The organism is Methanocaldococcus vulcanius M7 (assembly GCF_000024625.1).
Taxonomy (GTDB): Archaea; AGJL01; Methanococci; order Methanococcales; family Methanocaldococcaceae; genus Methanocaldococcus; species Methanocaldococcus vulcanius.
Genome location: NC_013407.1, coordinates 165,616 through 189,996, shown reverse-complemented (window position 1 = coordinate 189,996; position 24,381 = coordinate 165,616). Strand labels below are relative to the sequence as shown.

Annotated in this window: 24 protein-coding genes and 1 CRISPR repeat array; of the genes, 12 read left to right on the top strand and 12 right to left on the bottom strand. The window is 31.1% G+C overall.

The genetic code is table 11. The features are described from left to right. Positions 1-145 precede the first annotated feature (145 nt). From eif1A to hypB, 4 genes are all read left to right on the top strand, one after another. Positions 146-454, top strand: coding sequence for a translation initiation factor eIF-1A (gene eif1A / locus METVU_RS00920; RefSeq protein WP_012819599.1), 309 nt, complete (start codon positions 146-148; stop codon positions 452-454). A gap of 286 nt (positions 455-740) precedes the next feature. Beyond that, positions 741-1,586, top strand: a complete 846-nt coding sequence (locus tag METVU_RS00915) for a serine protein kinase RIO (RefSeq protein WP_048196981.1) — start codon at positions 741-743, stop codon at positions 1,584-1,586. Between the two features lie 128 nt (positions 1,587-1,714). Further along, positions 1,715-2,365, top strand: coding sequence for a KH domain-containing protein (locus tag METVU_RS00910; RefSeq protein WP_012819597.1), 651 nt, complete (start codon positions 1,715-1,717; stop codon positions 2,363-2,365). 16 nt (positions 2,366-2,381) lie between these two features. Continuing rightward, the gene (gene hypB / locus METVU_RS00905; protein ID WP_012819596.1) at positions 2,382-3,056 is read left to right on the top strand and encodes a hydrogenase nickel incorporation protein HypB; all 675 of its coding nucleotides are present in this window, start codon (positions 2,382-2,384) and stop codon (positions 3,054-3,056) included. Here the strand turns inward: hypB and METVU_RS00900 are convergent. The 3 genes from METVU_RS00900 to trm14 form a co-directional block, all read right to left on the bottom strand. After that, positions 3,031-3,816, bottom strand: a complete 786-nt coding sequence (locus METVU_RS00900) for a sulfite exporter TauE/SafE family protein (protein WP_012819595.1) — start codon at positions 3,814-3,816, stop codon at positions 3,031-3,033. The two genes, hypB and METVU_RS00900, sit on opposite strands and share 26 nt — an antisense overlap. 190 nt (positions 3,817-4,006) lie before the next feature. Next, complete coding sequence (locus METVU_RS00895) at positions 4,007-4,822, bottom strand: DUF63 family protein (RefSeq protein WP_012819594.1); 816 nt, start codon at positions 4,820-4,822, stop codon at positions 4,007-4,009. A 138-nt stretch (positions 4,823-4,960) separates the two neighbouring features. Next, positions 4,961-6,106, bottom strand: coding sequence for a tRNA (guanine(6)-N2)-methyltransferase (gene trm14, locus METVU_RS00890; RefSeq protein ID WP_012819593.1), 1,146 nt, complete (start codon positions 6,104-6,106; stop codon positions 4,961-4,963). Between the two features lie 166 nt (positions 6,107-6,272). Between trm14 and METVU_RS00885 the strand changes: the two genes are divergently transcribed. Continuing rightward, a complete protein-coding gene (locus METVU_RS00885; protein ID WP_012819592.1) occupies positions 6,273-6,512 on the top strand; it encodes a DUF4040 domain-containing protein in 240 nt (79 codons plus the stop codon). Between the two features lie 241 nt (positions 6,513-6,753). After that, positions 6,754-8,724: a tRNA guanosine(15) transglycosylase TgtA gene (gene tgtA, locus METVU_RS00880; RefSeq protein ID WP_012819591.1), complete on the top strand. Its 1,971-nt coding sequence runs from the start codon at positions 6,754-6,756 to the stop codon at positions 8,722-8,724. Positions 8,725-8,871: 147 nt separating this feature from the next. Here the strand turns inward: tgtA and METVU_RS00875 are convergent, their stop codons facing one another. Continuing rightward, positions 8,872-9,063, bottom strand: coding sequence for a hypothetical protein (locus METVU_RS00875; RefSeq protein WP_012819590.1), 192 nt, complete (start codon positions 9,061-9,063; stop codon positions 8,872-8,874). A 216-nt stretch (positions 9,064-9,279) separates the two neighbouring features. On the opposite strand from METVU_RS00875, the gene METVU_RS00870 reads away from it, so the two are divergent. The 3 genes from METVU_RS00870 (at position 9,280) to METVU_RS00860 (ending at position 11,271) form a co-directional block, all read left to right on the top strand. Then, positions 9,280-9,813, top strand: a complete 534-nt coding sequence (locus METVU_RS00870; protein ID WP_012819589.1) for a tRNA (cytidine(56)-2'-O)-methyltransferase — start codon at positions 9,280-9,282, stop codon at positions 9,811-9,813. Between the two features lie 98 nt (positions 9,814-9,911). Next, complete coding sequence (locus METVU_RS00865) at positions 9,912-10,499, top strand: SagB/ThcOx family dehydrogenase (RefSeq protein ID WP_012819588.1); 588 nt, start codon at positions 9,912-9,914, stop codon at positions 10,497-10,499. A gap of 1 nt (position 10,500) precedes the next feature. Continuing rightward, positions 10,501-11,271, top strand: coding sequence for a TatD family hydrolase (locus tag METVU_RS00860; RefSeq protein WP_012819587.1), 771 nt, complete (start codon positions 10,501-10,503; stop codon positions 11,269-11,271). Positions 11,272-11,506: 235 nt separating this feature from the next. On the opposite strand, the gene METVU_RS00855 is transcribed toward METVU_RS00860, so the two are convergent. The 5 genes from METVU_RS00855 to rnhB form a co-directional block, all read right to left on the bottom strand. Further along, positions 11,507-13,411, bottom strand: a complete 1,905-nt coding sequence (locus tag METVU_RS00855; RefSeq protein ID WP_012819586.1) for a beta-CASP ribonuclease aCPSF1 — start codon at positions 13,409-13,411, stop codon at positions 11,507-11,509. 381 nt (positions 13,412-13,792) lie between these two features. After that, positions 13,793-14,464 carry an archaeal proteasome endopeptidase complex subunit beta gene (gene psmB, locus METVU_RS00850; protein ID WP_012819585.1) on the bottom strand — a complete coding sequence of 224 codons (672 nt, stop codon included), beginning with the start codon at positions 14,462-14,464 and terminating at the stop codon, positions 13,793-13,795. Between the two features lie 362 nt (positions 14,465-14,826). Next, positions 14,827-16,194, bottom strand: a complete 1,368-nt coding sequence (gene proS / locus METVU_RS00845) for a proline--tRNA ligase (protein ID WP_048196659.1) — start codon at positions 16,192-16,194, stop codon at positions 14,827-14,829. Positions 16,195-16,511: 317 nt separating this feature from the next. Further along, a CRISPR array of direct repeats spans positions 16,512-17,021; the repeat unit is 30 nt; unit sequence GTTTCCATCACGATCCGTGCTGATTTTAAT. 360 nt (positions 17,022-17,381) lie between these two features. Further along, the gene (locus tag METVU_RS00840; protein WP_012819583.1) at positions 17,382-18,209 is read right to left on the bottom strand and encodes a tRNA (adenine-N1)-methyltransferase; all 828 of its coding nucleotides are present in this window, start codon (positions 18,207-18,209) and stop codon (positions 17,382-17,384) included. A 69-nt stretch (positions 18,210-18,278) separates the two neighbouring features. Then, positions 18,279-18,980, bottom strand: coding sequence for a ribonuclease HII (rnhB, locus tag METVU_RS00835; protein ID WP_012819582.1), 702 nt, complete (start codon positions 18,978-18,980; stop codon positions 18,279-18,281). Positions 18,981-19,106: 126 nt separating this feature from the next. Between rnhB and METVU_RS00830 the strand changes: the two genes are divergently transcribed. Both METVU_RS00830 and rpiA read left to right on the top strand, forming a co-directional pair. Next, positions 19,107-20,192 carry a formate--phosphoribosylaminoimidazolecarboxamide ligase gene (locus METVU_RS00830; protein WP_012819581.1) on the top strand — a complete coding sequence of 362 codons (1,086 nt, stop codon included), beginning with the start codon at positions 19,107-19,109 and terminating at the stop codon, positions 20,190-20,192. Positions 20,193-20,367: 175 nt separating this feature from the next. Continuing rightward, positions 20,368-21,048 (top strand): ribose-5-phosphate isomerase RpiA, encoded by a 681-nt coding sequence (gene rpiA, locus METVU_RS00825; RefSeq protein WP_012819580.1) that lies wholly within the window; start codon positions 20,368-20,370, stop codon positions 21,046-21,048. A gap of 28 nt (positions 21,049-21,076) precedes the next feature. Here rpiA and METVU_RS00820 read toward each other — a convergent pair whose 3' ends face one another. Both METVU_RS00820 and METVU_RS00815 read right to left on the bottom strand, forming a co-directional pair. Continuing rightward, positions 21,077-21,370, bottom strand: coding sequence for an MTH1187 family thiamine-binding protein (locus tag METVU_RS00820; RefSeq protein ID WP_012819579.1), 294 nt, complete (start codon positions 21,368-21,370; stop codon positions 21,077-21,079). A gap of 151 nt (positions 21,371-21,521) precedes the next feature. Then, complete coding sequence (locus METVU_RS00815) at positions 21,522-22,010, bottom strand: hypothetical protein (RefSeq protein ID WP_012819578.1); 489 nt, start codon at positions 22,008-22,010, stop codon at positions 21,522-21,524. A 217-nt stretch (positions 22,011-22,227) separates the two neighbouring features. Between METVU_RS00815 and asnB the strand changes: the two genes are divergently transcribed. Continuing rightward, positions 22,228-23,748 carry an asparagine synthase (glutamine-hydrolyzing) gene (gene asnB / locus METVU_RS00810; protein WP_012819577.1) on the top strand — a complete coding sequence of 507 codons (1,521 nt, stop codon included), beginning with the start codon at positions 22,228-22,230 and terminating at the stop codon, positions 23,746-23,748. A 23-nt stretch (positions 23,749-23,771) separates the two neighbouring features. Here asnB and pyrE read toward each other — a convergent pair whose 3' ends face one another. Then, on the bottom strand, positions 23,772-24,302 hold the full coding sequence (gene pyrE, locus METVU_RS00805; protein WP_012819576.1) for an orotate phosphoribosyltransferase: 531 nt from the start codon (positions 24,300-24,302) through the stop codon (positions 23,772-23,774). Positions 24,303-24,381: the final 79 nt, after the last annotated feature.

Below are 24,381 nucleotides of genomic sequence, written 5' to 3'. Positions count from 1 at the left end.
TGTTGAAGAAACGTTAGAAACATTTATCGATCGAAACACAATTTGAGGTATAACTAACTGTCAAAAACAGATGATCAAAACATTTGCAATTATAAAATAAATATTAAAATAAAAATAATAAAAACACTTATTTATCGGTGAAAAAATGGTAGGACAACAACAAGAACAACAGGTTAGGGTAAGAATTCCAAGAAAAGATGAAAATGAGATTTTAGGAATAATAGAGCAAATGTTAGGAGCAAGTAGGGTTAGAGTTAGATGTTTAGATGGAAAAACAAGAATGGGCAGAATTCCAGGAAGGTTGAAAAATAGGATCTGGATAAGAGAAGGAGATGTCGTTATTGTAAAGCCATGGGATGTGCAAGGAGACCAGAAGTGCGATATTATTTGGAGATACACGAAAACACAAGTTGAATGGCTCAAAAGAAAAGGATTCTTAAATGATATACTTTAAGGCCTTTTAATAAGGTCTTTTAAGATCTTTAAATATCTGTTAATATTTAATTATAAATATAATTTTTAATATAATAATTTTAAGTATGAATTACAATATATTACAATATATTTGAATGATTACTTAATGTCAGTTAATTGGTTAATTATTTAGTTAATATTTGTCGTCATAATATTAAATATGCCTAATTAGGCATATAAAAATATTAAATTAAATTTTTAAATTTTCATGTTATTTTAAAGTAATAGGTCGTAAACAAAAATCCAGTAAAATTAAAATCTGGGTGATTGTCATAGCTAAATCATCTAATAATGAATTTTACGAATTGATCAGCGAGGAAGAAGAGATAAAACTTGACAAACAGTATCAAAAAGAAATTTTGGAAAAAGAAAAAAAATTTTTAGAGGAATTGAAAACAGCTAATGAGGTTTTTGATAAAAGAACATTGATGAACTTGTTTAGATTACTTGTAGGAAAGCATATAACTGAATTTGTAGGAATAGTTAACTCTGGGAAAGAAGCAGTTGTTTTTAAAGCAAGAAAAGGAAAATTTTACAGAGCAGTTAAAGTTTACAGAGTTGCTACATGTGATTTCAAAACAATGAGCAAGTATATACAAGGAGACCCAAGATTCCATTTAAGAAAGAGCAGTAGAAGACAGATCATCCACGCGTGGGTTGAAAAAGAATTTAGAAATCTAAAAAGAGCGTCTGAGATAATAAACGCTCCAAAGGCAAGATTAAGAAGAGAAAATATATTAGTTATGGATTTTGTGGGGCATAGAGGAGTTCCTGCTCCAAAACTTAAAGATGTGCAGAATTTAGATTGGGAAAAATGCTTTAAAACAATTAAAGAAAGTATGAAAAAACTCTACGAAGAAGGAGAGCTGATCCATGGAGATTTAAGCGAATATAATATATTAATTAAAGACAACGAGCCGATCTTTATAGATTTTTCTCAAAGTGTTATAACTCAACATCCTCTATCCCAACCGCTACTAATTAGGGACTGTATAAATGTGTGTAATTTCTTTAAAAGAAAGAAAGTTAATTGCAATTATAAAAATTTATACACCTATATAACCGGAAAAGACATAAATCCAATAGATGAGGCAATGATTAAACAACTATAATTTAAAATCTTTAAATTAACATTAAAATCCAGAAATCAAATTAAAAATTAAAATTAAAATTTAAATAATCTCCTTAAATCTTAAATTTATATTGACATATATTAAAAATTAAATCTTCGGTGATAATTATGGTCTTTGGAAACGTTGGACAGGACAAAAATATAGAGATTTTAAAAATTCCAAAAGATAGAATAGGAGTTCTAATTGGTAAAAAAGGAAGTGTTAAAAAAGCTATTGAGGAAGAGTTAGGTGTTAAATTGGAAATTGACGAAGATGGAACTGTAACCATATATGGAACAGATAAGCAGAAAGACCAACTGGCAGTTTGGAAAGCGAAGGATATAGTTAGAGCTATTGGAAGGGGATTTAATCCAGAAATCGCTTTAAGATTAGTTAGCGATGATTATGTTTTAGAAATTATAGACATTGAGGACTATGCGAGCTCTGAAAATAGTTTAAGAAGATTAAAAGGGAGAGTTATCGGTAAAGAGGGAAAATCAAGAAGGTATATTGAAGGTTTAACCGGAGCAAATGTTTCGGTTTATGGAAAAACCGTCGCAATAGTTGGGGAGCATGAACCGGTTCAAGTGGCCAAAGAAGCGGTAGAAATGCTTCTAAGAGGGGCTTCTCATGCAAAAACATACAAATTCTTAGAAAGAGAGCGACAAAAAATTAAAAGAGCCAATTTTGAGCTTTGGAAGAAAAAGAATGAAGTTGATGAGTTATATGAGAAGATGAACCCAAATTATGATGATATGGAAAATGAAGAAGAAAATTAAGTTTTAGGGTGATAAAATGCATTTAGTTGGTGTTTTAGAAGTTGCAAAAGACATATTAAAGGCAAATAAAAGATTGGCAGATAAAAACAGAAAACTTTTAAATAAACATGGAGTAGTTGCCTTCGACTTTATGGGAGCTATCGGTAGCGGAAAAACCTTGTTGATTGAAAAATTAATCGATAACTTAAAAGATAAGTATAAAATTGCCTGCATTGCTGGAGATGTTATAGCAAAGTTTGATGCTGAGAGAATGGAAAAACATGGGGCAAAAGTGATTCCCCTAAACACTGGAAAAGAATGCCACTTAGATGCTCACTTAGTAGGGCATGCGTTAGAGGATCTAAATTTGGATGAAATAGATCTTTTATTCATTGAGAATGTTGGGAATTTAATCTGTCCTGCTGATTTTGACTTAGGAACTCATAAAAGAATTGTTGTAGTTTCAACAACCGAGGGGGATGATACAATAGAAAAACATCCTGAAATAATGAGAACGGCAGATCTAATTATCATAAATAAAGTTGATCTGGCTGAGGCAGTTGGAGCTGATGTAAATAAAATGAAAGAAGATGCTAAAAAGATAAATCCTAATGCAAAGGTTGTTTTACTAAGTTTAAAAACGATGGAGGGATTTGATGAGGTCTTGGACTTTATTGAAAAGAGCATTAAAGAAGCATCACAACCCCAATAACTCCAAGTATTGCACTTAAAACTGATCTTAAATGCTTTGGTTCAATAACTTGGCTTATTTTTATTCCTAACTTTGAGGAATAGAGGATAGGAACCGCTATTATCAAAGCTATTGGAACAGAAACATATCCAATATTATATATATACTCATTCGTATTTGCAGTTAAATAGGAGATGAGCCCTCCAAGGGATGTTATAGGAACTGCACTTATTGATATTAAAGTGGCTCTTTTTATTGGATACTTGATTAATGTTAATAAAGGAATTATCACAATACCTCCACCAATACCAAAAAGCCCAGATAAGAACCCTGCTACAACTCCACAAAAAATAAAATGAACTATTTTTTCTTCTCTCTCTTTAATTTTATCAATATGTTGGGATTTTGCTAAATATATCGAGTTTACTATTAAAAAAACCCCAAATATCTTTTTTAAAATATTAGATGCAATAAAATGAACAACTAACATACCACTTAAATATGAAAATATCAAACTTGTTAATCCAACGATTAAAGATGCTTTCCAATTTATATTTCTAATTCTCGAATGCCTGAATATTGATATTATAGAATTTATAAAAACTACTAACAAAGATGTTCCAACTGCGAACTTTATACCATCAGGAATTCCAAAATAATCAAAGATAAATGTTAAAACAGGAGCTACTAAAAAACCTCCACCAATTCCAAGCAAGCTTCCAAAAATTCCTATAATAAATCCTATTATCACTAAAATCGGAACAAATAATAAAAAATTCATCAAGTCCACCAAATAGTTTATCATAATCTAAGCAACTCTCTGATGTGGTGATCAATATTTACGAAAATATTTATTAAACATATTATTAAACGTTTGTTCTACTGTTTTTAGTTATTTTTGATTTAATTTAATAAAATTTAATGAAAATTAATAATTAAAATTAATAACCTTGGGTATTACATACCCTATATTAAACTCCCATAACCGTTCTAAACAGATCTCTAAGTCCCGGAGCTAATCCAAGTGCCATTATACAAAGTTTTATAATATTTCTAATATTTTCATCCTCCACTTCTCTATTTAGAATATAGAGTGCTAAAAGTATAACCAAAATCTTAAAGGGAATAAACGCATAAACACCAAAGTGCTCCATTAAAAACCTTGGAATAGGGTGTTGTTCCCAATAGCCATATATTCCAATTCCCACTGTTGTAGAGGAAGCATCGATTAACTGACCAATAATAACATAGTGATCTATTTTTGAACTTAAAATATTTAGATTGAGTTTTTCATCTAAAAACCTAATAACAAAATACACACCCCCAACCAAAATTCCAACATACAATAACGCTTCTGGATGATGTATGTGTTTAAAGAATATGCTTAAAAAATAAAGTAGAGGGATTGCTCCGATTATTGCAGAAACTTTGTAGTAGTTTTCTTTGAATATTATTGCAGATGTTAAAATAGTCAATATAAAAAATCCTCCAATTAGAAATATTATTCCTGGAGTTATGGTTAGAAAACTTCTTTCAATATATCCAAGATCAACTAATGCTCTTATCAATGCAATTAAAACCGAAAACACAATTCCAGGAATTGCAAATTTTTCATCTATTTTTATATTCAATTTTCTTAGCGCTTTATAAAATAAGTATAAAAAAACAGCTAAGATAGTTCCATAAGTGATTTCCTGAATAATATTATACCCAGTCCCCAATTTGGCGGGTTCAATGTAGTATTTATATATGAATTCATAAATCACATCCTTTATTTCTTGTATCATTTTTTCCCTCGGTTAATTGATAAACCAATGTAGTCCACAAATATGATATTGATGTGGATATGCTTAATTTTAAATTTTAATTTTATCTTATTTCAACCTTTAATTGTCTCTTTTATATACTCATCTTATATTCGTATGTTAAAGTGAGATGATAAACACTTTTGTTAACAATCCTCCAAACATTACCGCGAACTCATCCATTATGTTAAAGTTTTGTCTTACAACCGCCTCTCTAAATAGTTTATCTTCAGCAGTTATAACAACCATTCGCGATGAATCATGCATTATCTTCTTTGCAGACAGCAGAAATTTTTCATACAGTTTTTTAACTCCTCTTTTACTACCCATCCTTATCCCATACGGTGGATTTGCAATAATAACATCAATATCTTTAAAGTTCTCCTCCATTTTTGTAGCATCTCCGATAGATAAACTAATAGTATCAAAAACTCCTGCACTTCTCGCGTTTTCAACTGCTCCTAAAATATATTTCTCATTTTTATCAATTCCGTATATACTATACAACTCCTCATTTTCTAAAATACTCTTTTTTATTTCTTCTAAAAGGCCATATCCAAATATATTTACAAACTTAAATCCATATTTTTTCTCCCTAAACTTGCCTGGAGGAATATTTCTTTTAATTAAAGCCCCCTCTATTGGAATAGTTCCAGATCCGCACATGGGGTCAAGCAAGGTTTCTTCATCCTTCCAATCACTTAAATAGATTAAAGATGATGCAATAGTTGCATTTAGATGAGCAGGATGATTAAAAACCCTGTATCCTCTTTTGTCAAGAGCAATATCTCCGGTAGTGTCTAATCCAACAATAACTTCATCAAATATAACTTCCACTCTAACAATTATATCGGGCTCATTTAAGTTAACTTTCAATCTAACATTTTTATCTCGCTTATAGGAGTTTATTAATGCTTCACCAGCCACTCTTCCAATATCAATGGATGTGAAATTATGAGTGCCAACTCTTAAAGGCCTAATAGCAAAGGCCTGATCCTCTTTTATCCACTCAGACCAATCAATACTATAAACCCTCTCATATATATCCTCTAATGAAATGTTAGGAATTTCTTCTCTATGTAGTAAGATATTCAACCTTTCAATAGTTCTTGATAAGTAATTAATTTTAGGAATTACTTCTAAATCTCCTTTAAAAAATATTCTACCTTTATTATTTCTTATCTCTCTAATTTTTCCTCCCAAAGTTTCTATTTCCCGTTGAGATACCTTTTCAAGCCCTGGAGACAACGTTGAATAGTAATCCATAAAAATCCCTCAATATAATTCTTAATATTTTTAGCATAACAACATTTTAAAAACATTTTAATATAAGGTGTTATTAAATTAGTTATTAAATTAAAATTATGATTTAAAATAATTAATAAAGATTAGATAGAGTAAAATAGTTAAATAGTTGTGTGGGTGATCATTAATGGAGATAATTCATTATATGGTTATAATAATGGCACTACTATCAAGTTTAGCTTCTCTACTTCAAAAAGATCTGATTAAATGCATCATACTATCAGGTTTTGCAGGTTTATGTATGGCATATCTTTATTATGCACTATTAGCCCCTGATGTTGCGTTAACAGAAGCAATACTTGGAGGGGCAGTTTTACCAGCACTATTCGCATTTACTGTTAGAAGAACTCAGAGGATAGATGAATAATTACTTTTACCTTTTGATATTAATCATTCTCTTTTCCTTTTATCTTCCTCATATCTCTTGAGAGGTATTAAACATTAAATATTACAAAATTATAAAATCACATTGCCATAATTATAAAAATCATCTTATATGTCTTATAAAACTTTATAAAATCTATTTTAGATTATTATTGTTAACAGAGAATAACAAGTCAAAATATTTAAAAGATTAATATTTAATTTTTAACTTAGGAGGTAATAAGATGATGACTTTTGAAATAAAACACAGAGATGCAATGGGAAGAATAGGGATTTTAAACATAAATGGGAAAAAAATAGAAACACCAACAATAATGCCAGTAGTTCATCCTAATCCAAAAAAACAAACTGTTCCAATGGATCTAATAAAAAAATTGGCAGATGTTGTAATAACAAACTCATATATAACCTATAAAACCCCTAATTTAAAAGAGATTGCTGAGAAAGAGGGAATTCATAAATTAATTGGATTTGACAAGGTTGTAGTAACGGATAGTGGTTCGTTCCAACTTGGAGTTTACGGCGATATAGATATAGATCCCTTAGAGATCATTGAATTTCAAGAAAAAATTGGCGTAGACGTTGGAACGATTTTAGATATTCCAACACCGCCAGACGTAGATAGAGAAAAAGCCGAAAAAGACCTTGAAGAAACAATAAACCGAGCCAAACGTTCAATGAACTTAAAAGAAGAAAAGAATTTTAAACTGCTATTAAATGGAACTATTCAAGGATCCACTTATCTGGATCTTAGACAGAAATCAGCAAGAGAGATGGCAAAATTAAACTTTGACATCTATCCGATTGGGGCTGTTGTTCCCCTTATGGAGCAGTATCGATACAAGGATGTTGTTGAGATAATTATAAACTCCAAAATGAACCTCCCAACAAACAAGCCAGTTCATCTCTTTGGGTGTGGACATCCCATGTTCTTTGCTTTGGCCGTTGCCTTGGGCTGTGATCTGTTTGACTCAGCTGCCTATGCTTTATATGCAAAGGATGACAGATACTTAACAGAAAGAGGAACCTTGCATTTATCTGAGTTAAAAGATTTAAAGACATTTCCTTGTTCATGCCCAGTATGTTCAAGATATACACCAAAAGAACTGGCAAGTTTAGATAAAAAAGATAGAGAAAAATTACTGGCTGAGCATAACCTATACATCACATTTGAAGAGATCAGTAGGATAAAACATGCCATAAAAGAAGGTAGTTTGTGGGAATTGGTGGAAGAGAGAGTTAGATGCCATCCCAAACTTTTAGAAGGATACCGAATTGTGGAAAAATACCTCCCATATATTGAAAAATTCGATCCAATATCTAAAAAAACCGCATTTTTTTATAGTGGAATAGAATCCATGTTCAGACCAGAGGTTTTCAGACATAAAAAAAGATTAAAAAGAATAAAATACGAAAAGGTCTATATAACAAACGTATCAAACACAATACAAAAGCCATATCATGAAAATTTAAATGTTTTAGAGACAGATGTTGATATTTTAATAAAAGATCCTGTTTTTGGATTCATTCCTTACTATATTGACACTGTCTATCCTCTATCTCAAAATGAAGTTCCAGAACTATATGAATATGAAAAAGAAGTAAATAAAAAATTTCAAAATGAATTTATTCAATGGTTAAAAAGGAAAATTGGAGAAGACAACATTTTAGACATTTTAACTTATAACTACTATATAAACTACTTCTCTAAAAAGAGAAAAATAGATCCCGATAGTTTAAGGGTAAGAAAAATGCTACAATATCAATACGGATATGATGTGTTAGAAGATGAAGACGTTAAAGTAGTTAGAAGTAAAAACACAGGAAGATTGAGGCAAGTATTGGATAAAAATGGAGATCTATTATTTTCAATTAGAAGTAATGATAACATTTTAATTCCATCTGAAAAAGGTGCTAAACTGCTATGGGAAAGGATCCCATTTCCAAAGTATAGAGTTGTAGTTGATAGAGAAGTTGAGAACTTTGCAAAAGAGGGAAGAAATGTATTTGCAAAGTTTGTCATAGATTGTGATGAGGAGTTAAGACCTTATGAGGAGGTCTTAGTTGTCAATGAGGATGATGAACTCTTAGCATACGGAACTACACTGTTAAATGGGATCGAATTAATGGAATTTAATTATGGACTGGCTGTTAAAGTGAGAGGAGGAATAGGAAAGGATATGAAGTCCGATTAATAGACATATAACCACATTAATAATGTTATAATATAAGAATTATTAACTTATTAATATTAATTATTAAATGGAATACATCTGAACTATAAGGAAATATCAATATAAAAATAAAATTAAAATTAAAAACCTTCTAACAGCATTTCAAACTTACGATAGAGATTTATTTAACTTAATATCTATGCAATATACAAAAGAACTTACCAACAACCCTATTCCTAATCCAATTAAACAACCTGCAACTGGTTTTCCAAAGATCATTCCAATACCAAGTCCTAAAATGGTAAATCCACTAATTATTCGTCTTTTAATTTTCTTTATTAAATGACCTCCATCGTTCATTTTCTCCCTCAAAAAGCGAACGTAATTATATAACGTTATGTAAAGATTTTAGTGGATTGTTCGATACTACCTCATATATCTTATGATTATAATTTTATTATTTTATTATAAAATTAAATTCTAAATAATTTTAATAATATTTAGTTTATTTATTTTTCATTATTATTTTAAATTGTTAGAATTATAAATAATCAATAATTGTAAATGAGGGAAATGATGACTGTTGAAGTTTTAAGATTAGGACATAGAGGAGAAAGAGATAAAAGAATATCCACTCACGTGGCTTTAACTGCGAGAGCACTTGGGGCAGATAAGATCATATTTACAACCGAAGATGAGCACGTTAAAAATAGTGTGGAAAAAATTGTTAATAATTGGGGAGGAAATTTTGAATTTTCTGTTGAGAAAAAATGGAGGCAGTATGTAAAAAATTTTAAGGAGAGAGGTGTAGTAGTGCATTTAACAATGTATGGTGCAAATGTAAACGAATCAATAAATGAAATAAAAGATGAATTAAAGAATGGAAAGGACATTTTGGTTGTTATTGGAGCTGAAAAAGTTCCAAAAGATATTTATGAACTCGCGGATTATAACATATCAATAGGAAACCAGCCACACTCAGAAGTTGCAGCGTTGGCAATATTTTTGGATCGACTATTTGAGGGAAAAACACTATATAGGGACTTTAAAGATGCAAAAATAAAAATAGTTCCTTCAAATGACAAAAAAACAGTGATAATAAACAAATAATAACAAATTGATAAAACACGAAAAGAATTATTAGAAACGAAAACGTAAAATATTACAAAAATTAAAACTATAAAAATAAATTAAACGAGAGGATATATATGGAAATTATTCTACCGACAATAAAGCCCACTAATTTAGAAAATATTTTAATAAAAAGAAGGTCTATTCGAAGATATTCCCCATCTCCCTTAACAGTAGAAGAACTCTCACATATCCTATTTTCTGCCTATGGGATAACTAACGAGTTGGGTTTTAGAACCGTTCCCTCCGCAGGAGCGACGTATCCCTTAGAGATATATGTTAGTGTTAAAGATGTTATAGATATTGAAAGTGGAGTTTATAAATATAATCCTGAAAGGCATTCAATAATAAAAATTCTTGAAGAAGAAATAGGTTATGAACTTGCTCTCTATTCATTAAATCAGATGTTCATTGCGGAAGCTCCGATAGTTTTAATAATAACCGCAGAATATCAAAGAACCACGGGCGTTTATGGAGAAAGAGGCGTTAGGTATGTCCATATGGAAGTAGGGCATGTTGCTCAGAATATCTACCTAACTGCAACATCACTGGGTCTTGGAACTGTTTCAGTAGGGGCCTTTTTAGATGAAGAAATTAAAAATTTACTAAATATTAAAGAAGATCCTCTGTTAATAATGCCTATTGGAAGAAGAGAGGTGGTATAAGATGATAGATACCCACATACATTCTGATACAAGAGGACTTGAAGACCTCGAGTTAATGGCAATGTGTTTAGATGGAGTTATAACATTAGCCCATGACCCTTATGAAATGAAGAGTTTAGAGGTCTGGGAATCGCACGTTGAAAAACTTTTAAAATCAGAAGTAGATAGGGCTAACAAGGTGGGATTAAATCTATTTATCTGCGTAGGGGTTCATCCAAGAGCAATTCCACCAGATCTCGATGAGGCAATTTTAAAAATAAAGGAATATATAACCCACAATAAGGTTGTTGGAATTGGGGAGATTGGCTTAGAAAAAGCAACAAAAGAAGAAAAAAATGCATTTATTAAGCAGTTAACCTTAGCTGAGGAGTTGAATTTGCCAGTTGTGATACATACACCAAGAAGGAATAAGGAGGAAATAACCAAGGAGATCTTAGAAGAGATCTCAACTCTGAACTTAAAAAATAAAGATATTGTGATAGAACACTGCAATAAACAAACGACAAAAATGGTTATTGATGAAGAGCTTTACGTTGGATTGACGGTTCAGCCAGGGAAGTTAACACCTCAAGAGGCGGTTGAAATAATTAAAGAATACAAGGATTTTTCAAATAAGATACTTTTAAATAGTGATTCTTCCTCTAATGCCTCAGATGTTTTAGCAGTTCCAAGGACTGTCTTAAAAATGAAACTCTCAAATATAGATCGAGAAGTGATCTATAAAGTTAGCCATAAAAATGCTGTGGATCTGTTTGGATTGACAATTTTTTAGATTTTGAATTTAATAATTAATGATAAATTTTAATTTTATTTTTTATTTTATATACTATTTTGGCATGATTTATTCTGTTATATAAAAACCTTAAATCTAATCACATAAAAAATTTAAAAAATTAAAAAATCTCACTTGTAATCGTAATATAGAATATTAGCATACATAATTGTGTAATATTGCATTTATCAATACTATTCTAATATTTTAATTTAATTATATTTTAATTATTTTATTATTTTATCCTAACTGCATCTAAATTCATAGGAACACAGGTTTGTTTTTTAAATAACCTTCTAACCGTATCTGCAAAATCCAAACACTTACTCTCCTCTCCATGAACCATTATTATCTTTTCAGGAGACGGTTTTAACCTTCTAACATATTTAATTAATTGCTTTCTATCACTATGTCCAGAGAATCCTTCAATTGTATAAACCTGTAAATTTATCGGTATGGACTTGGTTTTTCCATTTCTTGTAACTATTGGAATCTCTTTCCAACCTCTTTGCACTTTTCTTCCCAACGTTCCCTCCGCCTGATAACCTACAAATATTATGGCATTTTTCTCATCAGGAGCTAAGTGTTTTAAATATTCAACACTTGGTCCTCCTGTTAACATTCCAGATGTTGCTAAAATAACACACGGTTCATCGCTATCAATAACTTTTCTTCTCTCATTCGTGCTTCCAACTCTTTTAAATACCTCCGATAGGAAAGGATTATCCCCTTCGTGGAATATCTTCTGCCTCATCTCTTTTGATAGATATTCTGGATATGCAGTGTGTATTGCAGTTGCTTCCCAGATCATTCCATCCAAGTAAACGGGAGCATTAAATATACCTTGATTATATCCCTCCTCTAACACGAGCATCAATTCCTGAGCTCTTCCAACACCAAAGACAGGAATTAAAACCTTTCCTCCCTTATCTGTTGTTTCACTAACTACCTTCAAAAGCTCCCTCTCTGCTTCTTCTCTCTCTGGTAGAACATCATCATAAGCTCCGTAAGTTGATTCTATGATTAATGTTTCCAATCTTGGAAACTGGCAAACAGCTGGCTCTAAAAGTCGAGAAGTTTCAAATTTTATGTCTCCTGTGTAAGCTAAATTATACAACCCCTCTCCAATGTGGAGGTGAGCAATGGCTGATCCAAGCACGTGCCCTGCATTATGTAGGGTTAGTTTTATTGTTGGGCTTATATCGGTCGTAACTCCGTAGTCAATTGGTATTGTATGTTTAACGCACGTTTTTATGTCTTTTGAAGAATAAGGAACTTCTTTTCCTTCTTTTTTAGCGATTTCCAAATAATCTTTTTGTAATAATGTCATAAGATCTCTTGTGGGTCTTGTGCAATAGACAGGCCCATCATAACCATATCTAAACAACCCGGGAACAAAACCACAGTGATCTAAGTGAGCATGAGTTATAATCACTGCATCTAAGTCCTCAATTGAAAATTCTGGGGCATCGAAGTGTGGAAATGCCTTATCTTCGCAGGCAACGTTAATTCCACAATCGATTAAAACTCTTGTATCTGGTGTTTGCACGTATAGGCAAGATCTACCGACTTCTCTCGCCCCTCCTAAAAAAGAGACCCTTATCCAATAATCCCCTCTAACAACAATATCTCGGTGTATTCTTCTACCTATTCTCCTAAGAATCTCTTTAACTTCATCTCGCTCCCTATAAAGTGTTGCCCTAATTGCTTTTATTGTTTCAGATTGTATTGGAGGAGATCTTACTGGTTTAGGTGCCCATCTTATTGCTTTTTTTATCATTTCCAGTGTTTTCCCTTCTTTCCCAATAACGAGACCTGGTTTTTTTGATTCTATTATAACCTCTCCCGTGTTTGCATCAAAAACAAAGTTTGTTATCTCTGCCTCTTCTGGAACAATTTCAAATATCTTCTTTTTTGCTATTTCTGGCTCTACTAAAACAGACGGATCTGGTCTTATGGATATTCTTTTTCTGAGGTCTTTTGCAAGATTTTTTATTATTTCGTTTGTAAATATTTCCGGGTTTTTAACATAGACAACCACTTCGGGCCCCTCAAATTGAACATCTACAATTTTTGCCTCTTTTGGTGATTTTTTTATTATCTCTTTTCTTATATTTTCTAAAACCTCTTCTGCTGACAAAATAATCCTCCTCCGTGCTTTTTAGATGGTTTTAAATTGAAAATTACACACATTGTTAAGTTAAAAAATGAAAATTGTGTAGTTTGAATGTTAAAATAGAAACCCTTCTGAAATTTTAATTTTTTAATTATTTTATTTAATGTCTGATTAATAATTTTTAATTAATGATTTATTAAACGGAATTACGAACTTTTTATTATTTTAAAGGATGTAATAATTTATTTTATTATTCATATTAGTTAATATTGTTTTTATATGATCCCATTTATATTTATAAACATAAATAGTAGTTCTAAAAAATACTTAAATAATTATTCATACTCATTTTTATATTTTTTCATTTTATCAAAATTTTTATTGATTGATCTTCATTTATTTGAATTATTTACTTTTCTTTCTTCTTCTTGTAGATTTTTTCTTAGTTTTTGATTTATCATTTCCTAATAACTTAGTTATCTCTTCATCACTTAATAATTTAACCCCCTCCTTTGTAATAACTGCTACAGAAACTCCATTTCCAGAATACGTATCTCTTTCCATTGCTGATTTTAATGCCTTTAACGCTAATTTTAGTCCTTCTTCTATTGACATGTCCCTATCATACTCTGCCTCTAAAACCCCGTAGGCAATTGGAGAACCAGAACCTGTCGATGTAAAGGTTTTTTCTTCATTCATTCCTCCAAGTGGATCTAAGGAAAATAATTTAGGCCCATCTGTAAGATCATAGCCCCCTATAATTATCTGAGTTAAAAAAGGAAACATCCTGCTTGAATGTAGGATATTACTTAATAAAGTAGCACAAGCTCTTGGAGAGATGTTTTTACCAGTTCTCATTTTATACAATCTTGCCTCTGCGATTAATGCCCTAACTATTGCCTGGGCATCACCCACACTTCCTGCAATAGTCATTGCAATGTAATCATCTATCTTATATAATTTTTTTGCTTCCTTATCTGCTATCAAGTTTCCCATTGATGCTCTCTTATCTGTTGCTAAGATTACCGCATCATCACAAATTAAACCGACAGTGGTTGTTCCTTTCATTGTATCCATTTTTTCACCTTGACTATAAGATTATCACATTTAAATATTTGATAGTTATCTTTTAGTTATTTTTTGTTTTATGTTTTACTTATGACCTTCCTAAACTATTTTACCTATCTTTTATAAGTGGTAGCGTCAATAGATAGTTTTGATTTTATTATATGAACGTATTTGGGATTATTATGCTATTGCTTATTTTTTATATCATCATCCTGCATTAAACCCTAAATTACATTAAACTTACATTTTAGTTATTGATTATTTACGTTAGTTTGTTTTAATTTAAGATATTTAAAATTGAATTTGTCTAATAAGGTTATCTGATACGAATTATTTTTTTGTGATTAATATTGAAAAAAATTAAAAATTACTTAATATGTTTTTGCTATTGCAATATATTTTTTTCCTTTATAGTTCGTCTCTCCCAAAATAGTTGCATCCACTTTCTCCTCAAGATCCTCATTGTATATCTCTTTTTTATATGGAATTAACACAACTCCTCTTTTTTCAGATAAAATCTTTCTAATTTTTTCTAAATCTACATCTTCAAGCATTGTTATATATTCTTCAAATTTTCTGTAAGCTTTATTTTTTATATTTTCCATAATATTATTTAAAGTTTTTTCTATCTCATCCTCTAATTGCTCATCCTCAACTTGAAATTTTTCCATGGTGTCTCTTCTAAATATTGTTATCTTTCCACTTTCTATATCTTTCGGCCCTACTTCGATTCTTAAAGGAACTCCTTTTATTTCCCAATCGTAAAACTTCTTTCCAGGCCTTATATCTCTATCATCAATATAAACTCTGTATTTATCTTTTAATCGTTCATATATCTCTTTTGATTTCTCCATAACTATTTCTTTCTTCCCTTTAAAGATCAGTGGAACAATAACTATTTGCAGAGGAGCAACTACTGGAGGGAGAATTAATCCTTTTTCATCTCCATGAATTGCGATAATTGAAGCAATAACTCTATCCGATATTCCATAACATGTTTGATATGCAAAATCTTTATCTCCTGTTGGGGTCTCAAATATAATTTCAAATGTTTTAGAGAAATTCTGACCTAAATTATGGACAGTTGCTATTTGCATAACCCTTCCATCTGGAAATATTGTATCAAATGCCATCGTATACTCTGCTCCTGGAAATTTATCCCATTCTGGTCTTTTTGACACTAAATGGGGGATTCCCAATACATCAAAGAATTTTTTATAAATAGATATTGCCTCTTCAACTTGTTTTTCCGCTTCTTCTTTTGTTGAATGTGCTGTGTGTGCCTCTTTAAATGTCATTATCTCTCTTAATCTAATTAAAGGTCTGGTGTGTTTCGTTTCATATCTAAACGTATTAACTATTTGATATACTTTTATCGGAAGATCTGTATGGACTTTAACCCATAATCTCATCATATAATATATTGGTGTTTCTGATGTTGGTCTTAGTGCCAATTTAACATCTAACGGGGTTTTTCCACCGTGAGTCACCCAGTAAACTTCATCTTCAAATCCCTTTATATGTTCTGCCTCTTTTGCCAATAGATCTTCTGGAATTAACATTGGAAATAATGTTTCATCGTGCCCTGTTTCATCTAACAATTTCCTTATTAGTTCAAACGCATATCTTCTGATTTTAAACCCGTATGGAAGATAAACACCACACCCTTTTATTGGGTATCTTACATCATAAATTCCTGCCTTTTCTAAAATATCAGAATACCACTCTGAAAAATCCAAAATTTCACCTCTGTTGATTTTAGCCAATATCTATTTCCTATTGACATTACTCTTTTAAATTTTTTATTAATTTTCTATTGTTTTATTTATGCAAATATATACTATTGCCAATGAATAGTATGCATGTCTAAAAAACTATTATTGATAAAACACACATCAAAAAAGGACCATATATAGAGATCGTCCTATTTATGTCAACTTAGTAAGTTAGGGCTCTTTTATGATCGATTACTGCTCAATAAAAAATGATTTTAATATCTTTTTACATCCTGATTTTAATATAAATATTACATAGTAGGAGATACAAAAAGAGATGAGTTTTCATCACGAATCGTGCTTATTTTAATTAATAAAGAAGAAGCAGATAAAATATTAGAAGAAAAGAAGAAATTTCCATCACGAATCGTGCTGATTTTAATACAATAACAGAAGATTATTTAGAAAAAATAGAACAAATATGTTTCCATCACGATCCGTGCTGATTTTAATGTGTAGGTTAGAAGCAAAAGAAGCATTTCTAAAACAGTTTCCATCACGATCCGTGCTGATTTTAATTATTATAAAAACATAGTATTAAACAGCAACTAAAATTGTGTTTCCATCACGATCCGTGCTGATTTTAATATATTACTTAACCGCACTAAACTACTCCGATTTTCCAGTTTCCATCACGATCCGTGCTGATTTTAATTATTATAAAAACATAGTATTAAACAGCAACTAAAATTGTGTTTCCATCACGATCCGTGCTGATTTTAATATATTACTTAACCGCACTAAACTACTCCGATTTTCCAGTTTCCATCACGATCCGTGCTGATTTTAATAGGACAATCTTTCTTATTTCATTATAATGTTTTTACTAATATTTATATTTTTCTACACTATAAGATTTCTACCCATAGATAACCCCTTTTCTTTATAAACCTTTTAACAAAACAATTCAAACTTTTATTTAAAAAACAACAATAAATAATTAACAAAAACAAAAAACACACTTAATTAACCGTGGATTTCTAAAAACAACTATAAACAATTAAAAACTCTAAAAAAACTCCATAATCAAACACATCTAAATATAAGAAACAATTAAACAAACCAACCCTCAGAAACCAACTAAAAACAAATAAAAAACAAAAATCTAAACTAAAAACTCAAAACACAAAAAAATAAAAACAAACAACAAGTTAAATTTGTTTAGGAGGAACTCTTGCAACGGTTATGTATCCAGTGTGTCCAATCATTCGTGTAGATGGGCGGACTCCTTTCTCTGAGATCTCGATTTCTCTTTCTATCAATTCATATGTATGGATGTCCCAAAACCCTTCTTCTTTAAGTTTTTCAACGGTTTTTTTTACTTGTTCAATATATGGGAGATAAGTAACTATTCGGCCTCTTTTACTATTCAAAGCTTTTTTTGCATTCTCAACAACATTCCAAGGATCAGGCAAATCAAGGACAATAACATCCACATTTTCCTCGTCTATTTTCTCTCTAACATCTCCAATTTTTTGAATGACATTAAATAATCCATTCTCTATTTCAATTTCTCCTTCATCGTCAAATTCCTCATCTAAACCTATAATTCTCTGTCCTTTCTTAATTGCCCCAACTTTAAGGAGATTTTTTCTCGCAACCTTGGCAAATTCAGGTCTTATATCATAGGTTATAACCTTTCCAGTTTTTCCAACAGCATTGGACAAATACATAGTTAAAGCTCCCGAGCCCGTTCCTGCTTCAACTACGGTTTCTCCTTCTCGAATTCCTGCTCTTGCAATTATAAATCCTATATCCTTAGGTAATAATGTCGTAACTGTTCTTTTCATCCTTTTTAATATATCAAACATTGTTGGCTCAACTAAGTAGAATTTATGGCCTTTGTGAGATATTAATTCAACGCCCTCTTCAACGCCTTTCATATCTACTACTCCAAGATCCGTTCCGAATTTTTCAACATTTCGTTTTAATAAGTATCTCTTTCCTCGCTCATCAACTAATAATTTATAAGCAAACATTCCTATCTCCTCAACCTTTTTATTAAATATTTGGGATATTAAAAATAATTTAATAAAAATATATTCCTCTCACAAGTCCAATTTAAGAGTTGTTTGTTTCGATCTATCTAAGATTCTTTTACACGTTTTCCAGTGAACTCTTGCAATATTTGGGAGAGATCCATACTCTTCAAAATATTTTTCAAGAAATTTTATTGTTTTTGGATCTGAGGGATAACCACTTCCAATTTCTCCGTATTTTTTCTTATACTGCTCTATTATCTCATCCCTATCCGCCTTTGCAATTATAGAAGCGGAAGAAACAATAGGATACTTTAAGTCAGCTTTATGTTCAGCAATAACTTTTATTTTTAAATTTTTCTGATTTTCTATATCTTTTATTCTGTTTTTAAGTTCATTTTCAAATTTTTTTGCATTTGTGCTACATGCATCCACATATATTTCTAAATATTCGTCCTTTAAATTTAGATCATTTATTAATCCCATAATAACCTCTGAAAATGCATTGATCTCTATTTCATTTAAATTTATTTTATTCATTAAGGTATTTATCTCATTTGCCGTCAGTATTTTTTTCTTAACATATCCAATACGTTCAAGTTGTTTTTTCAATTGAGATCTCTTACTTTTACTCAACAACTTACTATCTTTAACTCCAAGATCTCTTAGTAAATCCTCTCTATCTTTCTCGATTGCAAAAGCACAAACAACCATAGGCCCAAGAACAGGCCCCCTTCCTGCTTCATCGACTCCTACAATTATCAAACACATCACCTTTAAAGTGAAGCACGATAGCTCCTCATATTTATTAGTTTCTACTTACTCTTAGAAGTAAGCGTTTTATATACGCTTTTTTAAAAATATGAAAGTGATAAAAAAATCGATGGGTGAAAGTTAATGATAAAAAAAGAGGAAATTTTAGAGATATTTAAAAGATATAATAAAGATGAGATTACAATAGCAACATTGGGAAGCCATACCTCTTTACATATTTTAAAAGGAGCAAAGTTAGAAGGATTTTCAACTGTTTGCATAACTATGAAAGGTAGGGATGTTCCATACAAAAGGTTTAAAGTTGCGGATAAATTTATATATGTGGATAACTTTTCTGATATAAAAAATGAAGAAATTCAGGAAAAGTTGAGAGAATTAAATGCTATTGTAGTCCCACATGGCTCTTTTATTGCCTACTGTGGTTTAGACAACGTAGAAAACAATTTTTTAGTTCCGATGTTTGGAAATAGAAAAATATTAAGATGGGAGTCAGAAAGAAATTTAGAAGGTAAATTATTACGAGAAGCAGGACTAAGAGTCCCTAAAAAATATAAAAGTCCCGAGGATATTGATGGAACAGTTATAGTTAAATTCCCAGGAGCAAGAGGAGGGAGAGGATATTTCATTGCCTCGTCAACAGAGGAATTTTATAAAAAAGCGGAAGATTTAAAAAATAGAGGTATATTAGATGATGAAGATATAAAGAACGCTCATATCGAGGAGTATGTTGTTGGAACCAACTTCTGTATACATTACTTCTACTCTCCATTAAAGGATGAAGTTGAATTATTAGGAATGGATAGAAGATATGAAAGTAATATAGATGGTTTGGTTAGAATTCCTGCAAAAGATCAGTTAGAAATGAATATAAACCCGAGCTACGTTATTACTGGAAACATTCCTGTGGTTATTAGGGAAAGTTTACTGCCTCAGGTCTTTGAAATGGGAGATAAGTTAGTTGCCAAGGCAAAAGAACTCATCCCACCGGGAATGATTGGACCTTTCTGTTTGCAGAGTTTATGTAATGAAAACCTTGAATTAGTTGTATTTGAGATGAGTGCAAGAGTTGACGGAGGAACAAACAGCTTTATGAATGGTAGTGCTTACTCCTTCCTATACAATGGTGAGCCATTGAGTATGGGACAAAGGATAGCAAGGGAAATTAAAATGGCCTTGCAGTTAAATATGATAGATAGGATCATCTCATAATCATCAAAAACTTTTTATACTTATCATATCAAGTGAATATACTCCAAATATATTTTCTATATTTACTAATTACATTTTTATATTTGTATTTGTCTATGTGTTTAAGATACACTGTGATCTTACAACTCATCTGAATTTTTATTTGAAATCATATTAAAGACCATGAGGGATAAACGTGTCAAGCGAAGATCTAAAACTGAAAGTAGCGAAAGAAGCGGTAAAATTAGTTAAAGATGGAATGGTTATAGGTTTAGGAACCGGTTCAACATCCGCTCTATTTATTCGAGAACTTGGAAATAGGATAAAAGAAGAAGAATTAACGGTCTTTGGTATTCCAACGTCTTTCGAAGCTAAAATGTTGGCAATGCAATATGAAATACCTCTTGTTAGCTTAGACGAGTATGATATTGATATTGCTTTCGATGGAGCTGATGAAGTGGAAGAAAAAACGCTATTCTTAATAAAGGGCGGAGGAGGATGCCACACTCAGGAAAAGATCGTTGACTATAATGCAGGAGAGTTCGTTGTATTAGTTGATGAAGGAAAACTTGTAAAAAAATTAGGAGAGAAATTTCCGATTCCAGTAGAGGTGATTCCTCTCTCCTATAGAGTTGTTATGAGGGCATTATCAGAAATGGGAGGAGATGCAGTTATAAGGTTAGGAGAAAGAAAGAGGGGGCCCGTTATAACCGACAACGGCAATATGATCTTAGATACATTTATGAATATAGAAGATGCCGTAGAACTTGAAAAAGAGATAAATAACATCCCAGGTGTTGTGGAGAACGGAATATTTACGAAAGTTGATAAGGTTTTAGTGGGAACAAAAAGAGGAGTGAAAACATTAAAAAAATAGAATAAAAGATTAAAATCAAATTATAATACTACAACTCTCCAATCGCTTTTAACTTCCTTTCTATTGAGTTTTCCTTATCTTTCCTCTCATCTATTTTCAAACTACTAACTACTCTATCTACATCCTCTAAAACAGCTGAATGCGCCTCTTTAAACGCTTTTAATATCTCATCTAAATCCCCTTCCAAAACAGTGCTCATTGCTCCTGATTCTACCTTAAGATCATATTTCTTAAAAACCTCAATTGCCTTTTTTATATATCTTGAAACGCTCGCTCCTTTACCCATTGGAATTATTGATACCTCAGCCACAACTTTTCTCATAGTATCTCCTCCAAGAACGTTAAAAATTTAATATTAAAAATTTTAGAGTTAGAACAAAAAGTTAAAAGATAAAATGAATATTAAAGCCAAAATAATTAAAAAATACTTAATTATAAAAATAAATTACGATAAAAAGGAGAAATTATCTAACCTACTCCAACGCTTCCAAGGCAGTTTTTAGCAACTCCTTAGTTCTTTGTATTTTTTTAAGTAATTCATCTCTTTCTTTCTTTAATCTTTCTATTTCTTCTTCCAATTTCTTTAAATCAGATAGTTTCTCTAATTCCTCTTTTCTAACAACCGCTTCTAAGAATTTCTCAACTTCCTCAATATTCAATTCTCCTCTTTTCAGCATCTCATACGTCTCCCTAACCAACTTTCCTGCCTTTGTTTCCCCTTTCAAATGTTTTCTTATAGTTTGTTCTGTCCTTCCAAGTTCTTCAGCAATCTCTCTAATTGTATAACCCGCCTTTTCCCTTGCCAAAGCTCCCGCTGCTATGGCTAACGAATCCACCCACGTAACCTTCTCTATCGGATCCTTTATTAATTCCAAAATCTCTGGTCTAAACAATGTTCCAAGTATCAAAATATGCTCCAACTTATCAATCTCTGTCCTTGATGTTGGTATCAATGGAATCATTCCTATCACCTCCTATATTTACCAAATCAATTAATATCTGCCCATATTAATATTGATCTAAGATGCACTATTTAAATCTTTTTATTTTACTTTTACTGAAATTTTATAAACCGTAGTAATCTTAAAATACATCCTAACAAAAAAATCAAAAAATCTACAAGACAAAACATTAACCGGCAAAATTAATAAACAATGAAAATAAGGCAATGTGGGAATCATGTGTTCCATAAGTGGAATAATTGTAAAAGAAAATCCAATATCAAGCAAATACTCAATAGACATGATGAGAATTTTAAAACATAGGGGGAGAGATAATTCAGGCCTACTAATTGATGAAGACGTTATATATTTTGAAAAATTCGATGATATTAAAGATATAGAAAAAGAAGAGATAAAAAACATAACCTTAGGGCACAATAGATTAGCAATCGTAGGTAGATATGGAGTTCAGCCAATACCGAACGAAGATGAAAGTGCATGGATAGTGTGTAATGGAGAAATATATAATTATATCGAATTAAGGGACTATCTAAAACAAAATCATGAATTTAGGACTGACAGTGATAATGAAGTTATCATTCACTTATATGAAGAAGAAAAACTAAATGAGATTGATGGGGACTATGCATTTGCCCTGTATGACAAATCTAAAAATATTGTTATATTGGCAAGAGATACATTTGGAGTTAAACCCCTCTTCTATGTAGATAGGAAGGAATACTTTGCATTTGCTTCTGAAAGAAAAGCACTGTGGCATTTGCTTATAAACATTGATGGATTAGATAAGGACTTAGATCTGCTAAATAAAGAAATAAAACGAATAAAACCAAATTCTCAATTAATATACTACCTTGATGATGATAGGTTTGAGATTATAGAAGAGTTTAAAAAAATAAAATCTAATTATATGTCTCAGCATGATTATAGCACAGCAAAAGAATACTTAGATAAAGCATTAAAAAGAGCAGTTTTAAAAAGAGTTAGAGGTTTAGATAGAGTAGGGATTATATGCTCCGGAGGGGTCGATAGCTCATTAATTGCTAAATTATCATCATTATATTGTGATGTCATACTTTACGCAGTTGGAATTGAAAATAGCGAGGATATAATTTATGCGGAAAGATTAGCCAAGGACTTAAACCTCCCAATAAGAAAAAAAATAATATCCGAAGATGAATATGAAAAATACGTGTTTAAAGTAGCCAAGGCAATAGACGAAGTCGATCTAATGAAAATAGGTGTTGGAATTCCAATATATGTAGCTTCCGAAATGGCAAGTGAAGACGGATTGAAAGTTGTGTTATCGGGTCAGGGAGCTGATGAGTTATTTGGTGGATATGCAAGGTATGAACGAATTTTTAGAGAGAAAGGAGCTGAAATGTTAAAAGAAGAATTACTAAAAGATATAAAAAACCTTCACTCAGTAAATTTAGAGAGAGACGATCACTGCACAATGGCAAACGGTGTTGAGTTAAGAGTTCCGTTTTTAGATGAAGAAGTTGTAGAGATTGCGTTATCTATTCCAGTGGAATATAAAATCTCAGAACTAAGAAAGAAGATCTTAAGAGATGTTGCTTCCAAATATCTTCCTGACTATATCGCATTTAGACCCAAAAAAGCTGCTCAGTATGGAAGTGGAGGGGAGAAGATTGTATACAAAGTTGCCAAAAAATTTGGATATTCAAAAAAGAAAATTAACGAGTTTTTAGATCTTTTAAAAAATAAAATAATAAATTAAAATGAATTGAAATAAGATATGAATTAAAGATTTTCTCTTAACTCCTTAACACTTACAAGAGGTATCAACTCCACGCCCTCTTTTTTCAGATTTTCTCTTGCCCCTTCCATTCTGTCAACAACTACAAAAACCCTATCAACAATTCCGCCATTCTCTCTAATTTCTTTTACTGCCTTTAAAACACTTCCTCCTGTTGTAGTGACATCTTCAACAATAACAACTCTATCTCCTTTATTTAATTCTCCCTCAATCTTATTTTTAGTTCCGTAATCTTTCGCTTTTTTTCTTACAATTAATAGAGGTTTTTGGGATATTATAGAAACAGCAGTTGCTATTGGAACAGACCCAAGTTCAACACCTGCAACTTTAACATTTTCATCTTTAATCCTATCCGCTATCATCTCTCCAACTAATTTTAAAACCTTTGGATTTGTTGTTGCCTTCTTAATATCAATATAATAATCACTTCTCTTACCAGAAGATAAAACAAAATCCCCAAATTTTATACATCCAACCTCTTTTAGCATTTTTATCAACTCAGCATTTTTACACATTCTTTCACCATCACAGATTAATTTGCCGATATACTAAAAAATACGAAACTAAAATATATAAAAACCCAATAAAATTATT

What these genes read in the sequence shown, in the direction of transcription:
- METVU_RS00830 (WP_012819581.1), top strand. Translation starts at nt 19,107, where the DNA reads ATGATAAAAAAAGAGGAAATTTTAGAGATATTTAAAAGATATAATAAA.
- METVU_RS00840 (WP_012819583.1), bottom strand. Translation starts at nt 18,209, where the DNA reads ATGTTTGCTTATAAATTATTAGTTGATGAGCGAGGAAAGAGATACTTA.
- METVU_RS00860 (WP_012819587.1), top strand. Translation starts at nt 10,501, where the DNA reads ATGATAGATACCCACATACATTCTGATACAAGAGGACTTGAAGACCTC.
- METVU_RS00910 (WP_012819597.1), top strand. Translation starts at nt 1,715, where the DNA reads ATGGTCTTTGGAAACGTTGGACAGGACAAAAATATAGAGATTTTAAAA.
- trm14 (WP_012819593.1), bottom strand. Translation starts at nt 6,106, where the DNA reads ATGGATTACTATTCAACGTTGTCTCCAGGGCTTGAAAAGGTATCTCAA.
- psmB (WP_012819585.1), bottom strand. Translation starts at nt 14,464, where the DNA reads ATGGATACAATGAAAGGAACAACCACTGTCGGTTTAATTTGTGATGAT.
- METVU_RS00875 (WP_012819590.1), bottom strand. Translation starts at nt 9,063, where the DNA reads ATGAACGATGGAGGTCATTTAATAAAGAAAATTAAAAGACGAATAATT.
- METVU_RS00900 (WP_012819595.1), bottom strand. Translation starts at nt 3,816, where the DNA reads ATGAATTTTTTATTATTTGTTCCGATTTTAGTGATAATAGGATTTATT.
- METVU_RS00815 (WP_012819578.1), bottom strand. Translation starts at nt 22,010, where the DNA reads ATGATTCCATTGATACCAACATCAAGGACAGAGATTGATAAGTTGGAG.
- hypB (WP_012819596.1), top strand. Translation starts at nt 2,382, where the DNA reads ATGCATTTAGTTGGTGTTTTAGAAGTTGCAAAAGACATATTAAAGGCA.
- METVU_RS00870 (WP_012819589.1), top strand. Translation starts at nt 9,280, where the DNA reads ATGACTGTTGAAGTTTTAAGATTAGGACATAGAGGAGAAAGAGATAAA.
- pyrE (WP_012819576.1), bottom strand. Translation starts at nt 24,302, where the DNA reads ATGTGTAAAAATGCTGAGTTGATAAAAATGCTAAAAGAGGTTGGATGT.
- METVU_RS00885 (WP_012819592.1), top strand. Translation starts at nt 6,273, where the DNA reads ATGGAGATAATTCATTATATGGTTATAATAATGGCACTACTATCAAGT.
- eif1A (WP_012819599.1), top strand. Translation starts at nt 146, where the DNA reads ATGGTAGGACAACAACAAGAACAACAGGTTAGGGTAAGAATTCCAAGA.
- asnB (WP_012819577.1), top strand. Translation starts at nt 22,228, where the DNA reads ATGTGTTCCATAAGTGGAATAATTGTAAAAGAAAATCCAATATCAAGC.
- METVU_RS00895 (WP_012819594.1), bottom strand. Translation starts at nt 4,822, where the DNA reads ATGATACAAGAAATAAAGGATGTGATTTATGAATTCATATATAAATAC.
- rnhB (WP_012819582.1), bottom strand. Translation starts at nt 18,980, where the DNA reads ATGTGTTTGATAATTGTAGGAGTCGATGAAGCAGGAAGGGGGCCTGTT.
- METVU_RS00865 (WP_012819588.1), top strand. Translation starts at nt 9,912, where the DNA reads ATGGAAATTATTCTACCGACAATAAAGCCCACTAATTTAGAAAATATT.
- tgtA (WP_012819591.1), top strand. Translation starts at nt 6,754, where the DNA reads ATGATGACTTTTGAAATAAAACACAGAGATGCAATGGGAAGAATAGGG.
- METVU_RS00820 (WP_012819579.1), bottom strand. Translation starts at nt 21,370, where the DNA reads ATGAGAAAAGTTGTGGCTGAGGTATCAATAATTCCAATGGGTAAAGGA.